Source organism: Alcaligenes sp. GCM10023179 (assembly GCF_042653705.1).
Lineage (GTDB): Bacteria > Pseudomonadota > Gammaproteobacteria > Burkholderiales > Burkholderiaceae_B > Alcaligenes > Alcaligenes phenolicus.
Map to the genome: position 1 here is coordinate 1,780,339 of NZ_JBHSIQ010000001.1, position 11,886 is coordinate 1,792,224.

Here is an 11,886-nt window from a genome sequence, read left to right on the forward strand (position 1 = left end):
CTGTCACGTTAATGCTTTAAGTCTGCACCACTGTGGGCACTCATGGTGAACTAAGCCGCCTCCGGCATTCAGCGCATCTCGAAGATGCAGGACGGGGTTCATCACGGGTTTGAACCCGAATTTTGCATACGCCGGCGCACACCACGGAACATCTTTAAAAGTCGTCAGCGTCAGCGCAGCCAAGCCGGTCTCCACCGCATATTGGTAAGCGCTGCGAAGCAGTCCCGTGCCAACACCTTGTCGTTGCCAATCGCCATGAACAGAAAGCTCCCAAATGTGAAGCTCATGATTCAAAACTTCGGCATTCAAAAATCCGACCAGGTTGTCCTGCGATGTCTCAGCGACCCAAACGCTTCTCTTGAGAATGAGCCGCTCATGTTCAGCCCGCGCGATGACCTGGCCAGCTGCCAGCCAATCCAAATGGGGGATAGCTCGATAGAGCTCGCTGGCGGACTTTTCGATTCGCGGCAAATATGCCGCGTCCTCAAGGGTGGCAACACGAATGAACATGTGGGCGGAAATGACCGGTCAATTGGAAGGCTGCACCCGCGCCAGTGAACCAGGCACTTTAGTGAGGTGCAGTCCTCCACAACGATTGTGGGGTAGCATCTGCACGCAAACTGTACAGATGCTCTTGGTCAGTCTATCGCTTGACCGCACTCAGATAACGGAAGCCGCCGCCTGCAATCTGCAAGCCATCTCTGCGGCCCGCGAAATAGCGGGCGTTGAGTTCTGCCGGCCCCAAGTCTTCATCGACTTCAAAGCCCGCAAATGACAGCAGTTCACGCATGCGCTCCGGCGTGCAAGATGATTGCCACGGCTCGCCTCCCGCAGCCATCATGCTGGCCGTGAACTGCATCATGACTCGCTCCACAGGATGCAGTTGGGCCTCATCCAGGCGGTAGTCCAGCGTAACGGTGGAGCCTGGAGCAAGTTGCTGTAACGCAGCAATCTCGCGCTCAACCACATCGTTGCAAAGGTAGACGAGCACCCCCAGCACAGACAGGCTGACAGGCTTGGCAAGGTCTGCTCCACCTGCGAGAAGACCATCAACACTGGTCATCTCCCGCAAATCGGTGGCTACATAGCGCAGGCTTGCGGGCTGAGCCCATCCGTTGTCTGTATAAAGGTCTGTCTTCCATTTCTGCATTGAAGGCTGGTCCAGTTCAAACGTGGTGACGGCAGGAAGCGTGGACGCACTGCGCAGTGCCCATGTATCCAGACCTGCCCCGACTACGCCGTATTGCACAGTCCCGTTGGCAATGGCTTTCAGCAAATGGTCTTCCGCGAATCGTGAGCGGGCTACGATGCCCGCCCGCATGGAGCGTGACGGGACATCGTTTTGCACCATTGGTTCGCGCATCAGTGATGCAGCATTGGCGCTTCCCAAAGACGCTATGGCGAAGGGGTCCTTGAATACCAGGTCGCCTTCGAGAATCTGGTGCGCTGCTCGTGAAGTGGCGACACGCATGGCCGAGGGGCTTGGACAGCCAGTGAATTTCATTGGAATACTCCTGTTGTTAGTTCAACGAAAGGAGTACTTTCAGGCCTGACGTAACGTCAGGGTCAAGAGGCAGCAGCTTCGAGGTATGCCCTCAGCTGTGGACCAACAAAGTGACCGAGCGCCAATATGGGCTCCGAGGTATAGGCCTGCTTCAGCTTGACCGCAAGCGACATATCCTGCGCTACGGTTCTAAGCGAGAGTTCGCGATATCGCGCCACCAACTCGCGCGCAGCCTTTGTCTTTGGAGAGACTCTATTGGCGAGCAGCCTCTCTCCTTGAGCCGCAAATGTCTCCCACTCAGGCCCTGTAGAGCCATCCAGTCTGTTAAGTTCGTCTGGCGAGAGATGACGGCGCAATGCTTCCAGGCGCAACTCGATGGCTTGTTCAAGGTATTGCATGAGCTCTGGCTCAAGTCCAGCGTGCCGCGCCGTCTCAGGCGCTTCCCGATGCATTCGCGCCCAATCAAGGATGGCGCCCAGCCGTCCTCCGAAAACAGACATTGCGATGTTCATCCACCGTTGTGCGAGCAACTGCGTTTGCGCTGCATCGACCGGAACATCGCCGCTTCGGCATGCAAGCAATTTTCCGGCAACTGGCTGCCATCGGGCCTTGGCGCGACGCCAGCGCGCAAGCAGCCGCCGTACGTCCTCTGAGGGAAGGTACAACTGATGAGTCTCAAGGAGGCGAATGCCGTCGAGCAAATCACCGGCCGATGCGTTTTGGCGAGAGACAGCGTGCTCCAGAAACAGCAGCTTTTCTTTGAGCTCCTGGATTTCCACCAGCTTGCGCGTAGCATCTTCTACCTGGCGACGCAGTAACACTTGAGGTGTGACTTCACCTCCAGTCAATGTTGCCGCAATCGCTTCGAGGCTGAGTCCTAGTTGTTTGAGGGACTGAACGGCATGCAATCGCTCGATGTCGTTGGCACTGTAGAGGCGATACCCCGACTCGCTTCGAGCACTGGGGCATACCAATCCGATATGGTCGTAATGATGCAGAGTACGTACAGTGATACCCGCACGCTTGGCGACTGCTCCTATGGTGAGATGAATGGCGTCCACGGTTTACACGGTTTGTCAGATTTACCACGATTGTCTGGTAAAGGTCGAGCCTGTAGGGGGTAACCGCCCTAAAGCGGGCTTAGCGTTCTTTCAATTGCCGGCATGGCGGGTTAACCTAAGTCTGCGACACACGCTCAAGGCCATCCGAAGCTTCCGGCCCGTAGGTGCCAAACGACAACTTGATGCCGCGCTGCGCTGGTGTAAGCATGCTCTCGGGTGAAAGCTCCACGCCCTTGCTATTATTGTCCATGAACCATCCGCAGAACAGGTCAACACGAAACCGAGTCACGATGTCACCCTAAACCGCTAGGTCTGACGTGACTTGACCAAGCAACTCCGAGACCTGACCATCCAAGTCTTCTGGCTCGGTCTCCTTCGCCCTTAGACGCCACATGCCAGAGTTCTTCGTGCCAATGCGGCCCGATGGGCTCTAAGGAATCTGCGGCCCTTTCACATGAGCTGACGTCGGCATTGCACTGAGTAGCCTCGAAATTTCCTCAGGCACTAGTTCGTCACCCATGATGCGCAACGTTGCCACAGACCGTTCGAGATGAACCATTAGTGAAGCCTATTCAGATTGACGAAGGACCGCTGTTGGCTCCATTGTGCCCGTGGAGCGAATGTCGGGTCATGGCCGAAAGCAGCAGTTCCAGTCCTAACCCTAACGCAACTGACAAAACACGTCAGATCAAATCTGAGTCAATGCCTAAAAAAAAGCCGCTCCTAGAACAGGAGCGGCTTTTTCTGCTTTCAGCAGTCGCTGCTTATCAGCCTGGAATACGATCCAGAATACGCTGTGCTTCGATACGGACACGTTCGGGGGCGGTGCCACCGATGTGTTTGCGCGAAGCGACCGAGCCTTCCAGCGTCAGCACGCCAAAAATATCCGACTCGATACGGCTGTCGAATTTCTGCAGCTGTTCCAGGTTCAGATCAGCCAGATCGCAACCCAACTGTTCACACTCACGCACGGCCAAGGCCACGGTTTCGTGGGCATCACGGAAAGGCAGGCCTTTCTTGACCAGGTAGTCGGCCAGATCAGTAGCAGTCGCAAAACCTTGCAGCGCAGCAGCTCGCATGGCTTCTGGCTTGACCTTGATGCCGGAGATCAGGTCTACAAAAATGGTCAGGGTGTCGCGAATGGTATCAGCCGAATCGAACAGACCTTCCTTGTCTTCCTGGTTGTCCTTGTTGTAGGCCAGCGGTTGGCCTTTCATCAAAGTCAGCAGGGCAATCAGGTGACCATTGACGCGACCGGTCTTGCCACGGGCCAGCTCGGGAACGTCAGGGTTTTTCTTTTGCGGCATGATGGAGCTGCCGGTGCAAAAGCGGTCAGCCAGATCAATAAAGCCCACGCGTGGGCTCATCCACAGCACCAGCTCCTCGGAGAAGCGGGAGATGTGCGTCATGATCAGGGCCGCAGCGGCGCAGAATTCGATGGCGAAGTCGCGGTCCGACACAGCGTCCAGCGAGTTGCGGCACACATCGTCAAAATCCAGCAGCTTGGCAACCATTTCACGGTCGATCGGGTAGCTGGTGCCGGCCAGAGCGGCCGCGCCCAATGGCAGGCGGTTCACGCGCTTGCGGCAGTCTTGCAGACGCTCGGCATCACGCTGGAACATTTCGGCGTAGGCCAGCAAATGGTGCCCAAAAGTAACGGGCTGTGCCACTTGCAGGTGGGTGAAACCGGGCAAAATAGTGTCTGCCTGAGCCAGTGCCAACTCAGCCAGCTTGCGCTGCATCTGGGCCAGCAGGTCCAGGGCAATGTCGATTTCATTGCGCAGCCACAGGCGGATATCGGTGGCGACCTGGTCATTGCGCGAACGGCCGGTGTGCAGGCGCTTGCCCGCATCGCCAATCAGCTCGACCAGACGTTTTTCAATGTTCAGGTGCACGTCTTCCAGATCCAGCAACCACTGGAACTGGCCTTGGGCGATTTCGTCCAGAATCTGGCTCATGCCGCGCTCGATGTCGGCCTTGTCCTGCTCGGTGATCACACCGACGGCAGCCAGCATGCTGGCGTGGGCTAGGGAACCCTGAATATCAAAGCGGGCCATGCGCTTGTCAAAGTCCACCGACGCTGTGTAGCGTTTGACGAGGTCAGAGACGGGCTCGGAAAAGCGAGCCGACCAGGCCATGGCCTTATTGGCGAACTGGTCTTGGGAAGAGGGGGGGGTGTTTGATGACATAGAGGGCAATTATAGTGGATCGGACGGGCTGACGCAGGTCATCCAGTCCCGCAGGAAACAGACGCTGTGCAGTATATTAGATAGTTTTCAGACTCTAGGAAACCATGCGGGCCCTTTTTGGGGCTGGCTGGACAAGGAAGAATACATGGAGCAAGAACGCACCTTTGCCGATTTGTTGGGATGGCAATGGATCGAAGCGTATTTACCGCAGGATCGCTGGGTACAGATTTTGGCCGGTTTGGCCATGCTGACGGTGCTGGTCTGGATTGTCAGCTGGTTGACCAGTTCCGTACTCTCACGTCTGGTGCGGCGCTTGCTGAAAGTGGCGGGCAAGGACGATTGGGCGCGTGCCCTGGTCAAGAAGCGCTTTGTGCGCAATGTGGGCTATGCCGTGCCCTTGCTGGTGGTCAGCTCCAATCTGACCTTGCTGCCCCTGGCCAAGACCTTGCTGGAAATCATAGAGCGGGTGGCCTTGCTGGGCTTTCTGGTCTTTCTCATCATGGCGATTGTCAGCCTGTTGGGGGCCTGGCAAGAGGTCTACGCCAATTCCAGCAAAGGGCGCACCAAGTCCATCAAGGGCTATGTGGAAGTGGCCAAGATAGCGGTGTGGGCGATTGGCATTATTGTCATGATCTCCATCATTCTGGATCAATCGCCTGTTCTGCTGCTCTCCGGTCTGGGTGCTTTGTCAGCGGTGCTCTTGCTGGTTTTTAAAGACACCTTGCTGTCGCTGGTGGCCAGCACGCAGATGAGCACCAATGACATGTTGCGCATCGGCGACTGGATCGAAATGAAGCAGGCCGGGGCGGATGGTTTTGTTATTGATATGGCGCTGCACACGGTCAAGGTCCAGAACTGGGACAAGACGGTTACCACCATTCCCACTTACAAGCTGTTTTCCGAGAGCTATCGCAACTGGCGTCAGATGTTTGAGTCAGGCGGCCGCCGTATCAAGCGCACGTTGAGCGTTGATGCCTCCAGCGTTCGTTTTTTGACGCCGACTGAAGTCGATAGCCTGTCGCGCTTTGCCTTGCTGCGCGATTACCTGAACGAGAAAAAAGAAGATCTGGAGCGCTCCAACCAGGAGCTGAGCCGTGCCGGTCTGGATGCGGTCAATTACCGTCGCCTGACCAACCTGGGCACCTTCCGCGCTTACTGCATGGCGTATATCAAGCGCCATCCTGAAATCCATCAGGACATGATTCAGATGGTGCGCATGATGGAGCCCACGGCAGATGGTATCCCTATCGAGGTGTATTGCTTTACCAATAAAACCGCCTGGGTGGACCACGAGCGCATCCAGGGCGATATTTTTGACCACATTCTGGCTGTGCTGCCTGAGCTTGGCTTGCGTCTGTTCCAGTCGCCTACCGGTCGCGACTTGAGCCTGGGCTTGAGTCTGGCAGCAGAAAGTCATCGTCCGTCCTTGCCGGGCGCTGCCAAAGATCCTCTTTAAATTTGACGTGCGAGTAACCATGAAACAAATTACGGCCATCATCAAACCCTTCAAGCTGGATGAAGTTCGCGAAGCCCTGGCAGAGCTGGACGTTAATGGCTTGACCGTGACTGAAGTGAAAGGCTTTGGTCGCCAAAAGGGGCATACCGAGCTGTACCGCGGTGCCGAATATGTGGTGGATTTTCTGCCCAAGATTCGTGTGGACATCGTGGTGGCAGCTGATCGCTGTGACGCGATTATCGAAGCCATTATCAAAGCCGCCCATACGGGCAAGATTGGCGACGGCAAGATTTTTGTGACGCCGGTCGAGCAGGCTATCCGTATCCGTACTTCGGAGAGCGGTCGCGACGCCTTGTAAGGGGGTCGCAGTTGGGCTGGTTTGGACAGTAGTGATGGAAGGACAAGCTGATGCGATATGAAAAACTAGGGTCGGCACCACGTGTTTCGCGTGTAGGCCAAGGCAGTTGGTATGTGGAGCAGGCCGATTGGGCGCAGAGCGTGGCCGCGTTTCAGGCCGGGCTGGACGCTGGCATGAACCATATCGACACCGCCGAGATGTATGGTGACGGGCAAGCAGAAACCTTGATCGGTCAGGCCCTGCAAGGTCGTCGGCACGAGGCGTTTCTGGTGTCCAAGGTCTTGCCCTTCAATGCCAGCCGTCAGGGTGTAATCCGCGCTTGCGAGGCCAGCCTGAAGCGTCTGGGTACGGACTACCTGGATCTGTATTTATTGCACTGGCCCGGTCAGGTTCCTTTGGAAGAAACCTGCGCAGCCTTTGACAGGCTAGTTCAGCAAGGCAAGATCAAGCAATGGGGCGTCAGCAATTTTGATGTGCCGGATCTGGAAGAGCTGTACGACATCGTGGGGCCGGGTGAAATTGCCTGCAATCAGGTCTTGTATCACCTGAACGAGCGCGCGATTGAACACGCGGTCATGCCCTGGTGTCAGGAGCATCAAGTCAGCGTGGTGGCTTACAGTCCCTTCGGTCACGATGATTTTCCCGAGCCGGACTCTCAAGGCGGGGCCTTGTTGGCCGAGATTGCCAGCCATTATCAGGCTACTGCGCGGCAAGTGGCTTTGGCTTTTTTGCTGCGTGACCCCAATGTGTTTGTGATTCCCAAGGCCTCGCGCGCGGTTCATGCCCAGCAAAATGCCGCTGCCGGGGATCTGGTGCTGCAGCCCGAGCATATTCAGGCATTGGACGCTCAGTTTCCACGCGGCCCCAAGCCTGCTTATTTACCGATGATTTGAACGCAAGAGGAACGGCCCCCAAGCCTGGATGAAATCCAAGGCTTGGGGGCCGTTTTTCATGAGCCGTTGCTTTGCGGCTGTCGCTTTGCTTAACTGGCGAAGTAGGGCTGACGCTTATTCTTGAAGTACAACCAGGCCAAAGCCAGCATGACCACCGCCGAGATCGGCAGCGTCCAGGTATTGACCCCATACCAGCCATACACGGCCAGCACGCGGCCCGAGGTGAAGGAGGACAAGGCCACACAGGTAAAGATGATGAAGTCATTCAAGGCCTGCACACGGCCACGCTCTTCGGGGCGGTAGCAGTCCACCACCATATTGGTGGCACCAATAAACCCGAAGTTCCAGCCTAGACCCAGCAAAATCAGGCTCACCCAGAAATGCGGCACCGTCATGCCCAGCAGCGCCACAATGCTGGCCAGTCCCAGCAAGAGCACGCCCGCAAAGGTGACGGGGATTTTGCCAAAGCGTTTGATCAGATTGCCAGTAAAGAAGCTGGGGCCGAACATGGCCAGAATATGCCATTGAATCCCCAAGGTTGACTCTTTCAGGCTATGGCCGTGCATGACCATAGCCAAGGGCGAAGCCGTCATCAGAAAGTTCATCAGCACATAGGAAGCGACTCCAGCCAGGAGCGCAATAATGAAGTAACTGTTGGAGGCAATCTCGCGCAGGGGACGTCCGGTGTAGGGGATTTTCTCTTGCTGATTCCGTGTGCCTGGTGCCAGGCGCAGACCAAAGGCGAAGGGCAGGACCAGGGCTGCCAAGCCTGCTTGTGCCAGGAAGGCGGCGGCAAAAGGGTGCTCCGGCCAAATGTCCTGGGTATGGATAATCGTCTGCGTGGCGATAATCGCGCCCAGCAGCCCTCCGGCCATGACCCAGGAAATGGCCTTGGGACGGAAGGCATCACTGGCGTCATCGGCCGCGGCAAAACGATAGCTTTGCACGTAAGAGGCATACAGCCCGGCCAGCAGAGTGCCCACACAGAACATGACAAAGGACAGGCTGTAGATCCCGGCGGCGGCCAGCAGGCCCGCCCCTATGCCCAGCAAGGCACCGATGATATAGCCACCCTGGCGTCCCAAGCGGCGCATCAGGTAGGCCGCTGGCAAAATGCCCACAGCCAGACCCAGGTTGAAAATGCCTACCGGCAAGGTTGCCAGATCCGGGCTGCTGGCCATTTTTTGGCCCACCAGACTGCTGAGTGCGACCACCAAGGCCGGGTTTGCCCCGCCTAATGCTTGCATCCCGGAAAGAATAAAGGCGTTGCGTCGGCTTGGATCGGCTTGCGTGGACATGGTCAGGTTCTGTATATAACTTTGTTTTATTAGTTAATGCTGAATTTGAGCTAAACCAGTGTAGCACCGCGTGCCCAGAAGGCTGGCATAAAGGATTCGGCCACCAGGAGGGGTTGACCGTGCCGCCAGAAGACGGAGCAGCGCGACAGAATCTGCTGAGCCTGCGGAACCGGCTCGCCACAGGGATTCAGGGCGCGCTCAATCGTGCGAAAAAAGCTCATGCCGCGATTCAAACGGCAGCTTAAAAAGGCGGAACGTTGTATCTGGGCATCGTTATAAAGCATGTCGGCCAGCGGACGGCTGCGCAGCCGCCGTATGCCTTGCCAGACGCTGTGTGAGGCGGGCAGGGGAGTGAAACTGCGGGCAATCACGCAGCGGATTCCGTCCACCGCCATGGATACCTCGCGTATCCAGGCCAGCGTGCCTGGCGGCTTTTGAATCAAAGCGGCTTCTTGCGGGTTCAAGCGGCAAGCGTATTCGCTGACCACTTCCAGATCGACCTTGCCCAAGCGGCGCAGACCGCCAGTCAGGGCGCCGGGACGGTGTAGCCAGTACTTTTGAGCGGGGGTGGCAGAGGGGTGAACGTGCTCATGCCAGGGTTTTTTTGTGCTGGAGGGAAATTTCATGTCCTGTATTATCGCCAAAGCCATAAAATAGCGCTCATGGAAAAAGAACGTATCTCAAAATTAATGGCCCAGCGCGGCATGTGTTCACGCCGTGAGGCGGATGCTTTCATCGAGCGCGGCTGGGTTCGTGTGGACGGTCAAATCGTCTCTGAACTGGGGAGCAAAGCCTACCCCAATCAGAAAATCACACTGGAAAAACAAGCGCGTCAGCGTCAGACCCAACGTGCCACTATCTTGCTGCACAAGCCCGTGGGCTATGTGTCGGGGCAAGCCGAAGCTGGTTATCGCAATGCGGTTTCCCTGATCGGCGCTTCCACGCAGTACAAGGGTGGTCGCGGCAGCCAGCGCTTTGATCCGGCGCATTTGCGCGGTCTGGCGCCGGCTGGTCGTCTGGATATCGACTCCACCGGATTGCTGATTCTCACTCAGGATGGTCGTATTGCGCGGCAGATTATTGGTGAAGACTCGGTCATCGACAAGGAATATCTGGTGCGTGTAACCGGCAAGCTGAGCGAGCGTGGCCTGGAACTGCTGAACTTTGGTTTGAGCCTGGATGGCAAGCCCTTGCTGCCCGCCCAGGTGTCCTGGCAGAACGATGACCAGCTGCGTTTCATCTTGCGCGAAGGCAAGAAACGCCAGATTCGCCGCATGTGTGAACTGGTCGGTCTGAAAGTGGTGGGTTTGAAGCGCGTGCGTATTGGCGATCTGGTGCTGGGCGACCTGCCTATGGGCCAGTGGCGCTACATGAAAGAATCCGAGAGCCTGGCCTAAAGGCAAAGGGGCGGCTTACAGCCCCGAGTGACGAAGTTGAAAGCTGGCCTTGTCATCCTGGGCCAGCGTTTTTGTTAACCACGGCATGCTTTGTTCCAGAGCTTTGAGCAGCGTCCAGGGAGGATTGCTGATGAACAGGCCACTGCCATGCAAACCCAAACCATTTTTGGCCGGAGCACGAACCGACAGGCTGACATGCAGCCAGGGCGTATCCAGTTGCTCCAGCTTGCGTTGCAAGGCTTGTACTTCGGGCCGCTGCACAATGGGATACCACACGACAATACAGGCTTGAGCAAAACGCTTGAGCGCGTTTTTGACGCTGTTCAAGACCTGCTGGTAGTCGGATTTGGCCTCGTACGAGGGGTCCATTACCACGATGGCACGTCGCGAGGGCGGCGGTAGCAGGCGTCCCAACTGTTCAAACCCATTTTCCGGATACAGGCGCACCCGACGGTTTCCCTGGGGGAATAGTTGCGCCACGTTGTCGCTCAAGACTTCGAATTCAGATGGGTGCAGTTCAAAGCCGTGGAAGCTGTCCTGCGTGCGCAAGCGCTCCAGCGCCAGCCAAGGCGAACCGGGATAGTAGCGCGCGGTACCGTCCGGGTTCAGGTCGGCAATGGCATCAATATAGTGTTCCACCAGCTCCGGGTAGTCGTCCTGCTGCAAGACCCGGTCCAGGCCGTCGTAGAACTCGCCCTTGGTTTGCGCCCAGTCGTGCTCCAGATCATAGATACCGGCACCACAGTGGGTATCGATGATGCTGAAGGCGCTGTCTTTTTGAGCGTAGTAATTAAAGATATGCAGCAAGGTGGCGTGCTTGAGCACGTCTGCATGATTGCCAGCATGAAAGGCGTGACGGTAACTGAACAAGAGAAATCCTGGTGTTGCGGTTTAATTAAAGAGTGTCGGGGCGAATGGTGGTGACTTTATCAGTGAAAATGCCATTGCACCCCCAATCGAGCAGTTCGCGCACCCGCTCAGCATCGTTCACGGTCCAGACAGCCACGGTATAGCCTTTTTGTCGAATTGCCTGAACCAAAGCCTGAGTGACAAAGCGGTCATTCAAATTCAGACCCATGCAGCCCAGACGCTCCAGACGATCGGGCCAGTCGGCCGGAACCTCCTCTTCAATCAGCAGGGCACGGGGCAGGGTGGGGGCGGCTTGTTGGGCTGCTTCCAGAGCCTCTTCAGAAAAGGACGACAGCAGCGGCGGCAAGCTGGCCTGCGCCCACAAGGCTTGGGCGGCCAGGGCGACCAGTCGGCCTGTTTCGGCTTCGTCCCCGGTGGTCGGCTTGATTTCGATATTGCTGTGAACCTGATTGGCCAGGGTGAAGGCGGCTATCGAACTTAATGTGGGCATGGGCTCCCCGGCGTAGGCCGAGGAATGCCAGGCACCGAAGTCCAGGGCGGACAGCTCGGCCAAGCTCAGCCTGGAGGCAATACCCTGACCATTGGAAGTACGGTCCAGCTCGTCATCGTGCAGCAGCACGGGAACCGCATCACGGCTTAGTTTGACGTCGTACTCCATCATGCGAAAACCGTTCTGGGCACCGACCCGAATGGCGGCCAGGGTGTTCTCCGGGGCAATCTTGCCGGCGCCACGGTGGGCGATCAAAGCGGGGTAGGGCCAGTGATGATTCATTGAAGACATGGCGGACTCGCAAGAGGCGTGATAAAAAGCCAATGTACTATTTTAACCGGGGCTGTACACTGTACGGTTTTCATATACG

The 11,886-nt window shown here is 56.9% G+C and carries 13 protein-coding genes; 4 read left to right on the forward strand and 9 right to left on the reverse strand.

Features of this window, described 5'->3' with window-relative positions; genetic code table 11:
- Nucleotides 1–3: 3 nt before the first annotated feature.
- From ACFPDR_RS08025 to argH, 5 genes are all read right to left on the reverse strand, one after another.
- Nucleotides 4–510 (reverse strand): GNAT family N-acetyltransferase, encoded by a 507-nt coding sequence (locus ACFPDR_RS08025; protein WP_376910977.1) that lies wholly within the window; start codon nucleotides 508–510, stop codon nucleotides 4–6.
- Between the two features lie 133 nt (nucleotides 511–643).
- On the reverse strand, nucleotides 644–1,504 hold the full coding sequence (locus ACFPDR_RS08030; protein WP_035271803.1) for a class I SAM-dependent methyltransferase: 861 nt from the start codon (nucleotides 1,502–1,504) through the stop codon (nucleotides 644–646).
- Nucleotides 1,505–1,566: 62 nt separating this feature from the next.
- The gene (locus tag ACFPDR_RS08035) at nucleotides 1,567–2,565 is read right to left on the reverse strand and encodes a MerR family transcriptional regulator (protein WP_035271801.1); all 999 of its coding nucleotides are present in this window, start codon (nucleotides 2,563–2,565) and stop codon (nucleotides 1,567–1,569) included.
- Nucleotides 2,566–2,680: 115 nt separating this feature from the next.
- A complete protein-coding gene (locus tag ACFPDR_RS08040; RefSeq protein WP_257111923.1) occupies nucleotides 2,681–2,815 on the reverse strand; it encodes a hypothetical protein in 135 nt (44 codons plus the stop codon).
- A gap of 517 nt (nucleotides 2,816–3,332) precedes the next feature.
- Nucleotides 3,333–4,754, reverse strand: a complete 1,422-nt coding sequence (gene argH / locus ACFPDR_RS08045; protein WP_376910979.1) for an argininosuccinate lyase — start codon at nucleotides 4,752–4,754, stop codon at nucleotides 3,333–3,335.
- Between the two features lie 145 nt (nucleotides 4,755–4,899).
- Between argH and ACFPDR_RS08050 the strand changes: the two genes are divergently transcribed.
- Genes ACFPDR_RS08050 through ACFPDR_RS08060 form a run of 3 tightly spaced genes read left to right on the forward strand, consistent with a single transcriptional unit; the run spans nucleotide 4,900 to nucleotide 7,461 of the window.
- Nucleotides 4,900–6,210: a mechanosensitive ion channel family protein gene (locus ACFPDR_RS08050; protein WP_060185150.1), complete on the forward strand. Its 1,311-nt coding sequence runs from the start codon at nucleotides 4,900–4,902 to the stop codon at nucleotides 6,208–6,210.
- Nucleotides 6,211–6,229: 19 nt separating this feature from the next.
- On the forward strand, nucleotides 6,230–6,568 hold the full coding sequence (locus ACFPDR_RS08055) for a P-II family nitrogen regulator (protein ID WP_003799650.1): 339 nt from the start codon (nucleotides 6,230–6,232) through the stop codon (nucleotides 6,566–6,568).
- Nucleotides 6,569–6,618: 50 nt separating this feature from the next.
- Nucleotides 6,619–7,461, forward strand: a complete 843-nt coding sequence (locus ACFPDR_RS08060) for an aldo/keto reductase (protein ID WP_088450131.1) — start codon at nucleotides 6,619–6,621, stop codon at nucleotides 7,459–7,461.
- Nucleotides 7,462–7,550: 89 nt separating this feature from the next.
- On the opposite strand, the gene ACFPDR_RS08065 is transcribed toward ACFPDR_RS08060, so the two are convergent.
- Complete coding sequence (locus ACFPDR_RS08065) at nucleotides 7,551–8,759, reverse strand: MFS transporter (protein ID WP_060185147.1); 1,209 nt, start codon at nucleotides 8,757–8,759, stop codon at nucleotides 7,551–7,553.
- Between the two features lie 50 nt (nucleotides 8,760–8,809).
- Nucleotides 8,810–9,385 carry a chorismate--pyruvate lyase family protein gene (locus ACFPDR_RS08070; RefSeq protein ID WP_060185146.1) on the reverse strand — a complete coding sequence of 192 codons (576 nt, stop codon included), beginning with the start codon at nucleotides 9,383–9,385 and terminating at the stop codon, nucleotides 8,810–8,812.
- A gap of 36 nt (nucleotides 9,386–9,421) precedes the next feature.
- On the opposite strand from ACFPDR_RS08070, the gene ACFPDR_RS08075 reads away from it, so the two are divergent.
- The gene (locus tag ACFPDR_RS08075; protein WP_009457119.1) at nucleotides 9,422–10,156 is read left to right on the forward strand and encodes a pseudouridine synthase; all 735 of its coding nucleotides are present in this window, start codon (nucleotides 9,422–9,424) and stop codon (nucleotides 10,154–10,156) included.
- Between the two features lie 15 nt (nucleotides 10,157–10,171).
- Here ACFPDR_RS08075 and ACFPDR_RS08080 read toward each other — a convergent pair whose 3' ends face one another.
- Nucleotides 10,172–11,026 carry a 23S rRNA (adenine(2030)-N(6))-methyltransferase RlmJ gene (locus ACFPDR_RS08080; RefSeq protein ID WP_009457117.1) on the reverse strand — a complete coding sequence of 285 codons (855 nt, stop codon included), beginning with the start codon at nucleotides 11,024–11,026 and terminating at the stop codon, nucleotides 10,172–10,174.
- A gap of 25 nt (nucleotides 11,027–11,051) precedes the next feature.
- Complete coding sequence (gene ugpQ, locus ACFPDR_RS08085; protein ID WP_257113636.1) at nucleotides 11,052–11,798, reverse strand: glycerophosphodiester phosphodiesterase; 747 nt, start codon at nucleotides 11,796–11,798, stop codon at nucleotides 11,052–11,054.
- Nucleotides 11,799–11,886 lie beyond the last annotated feature (88 nt).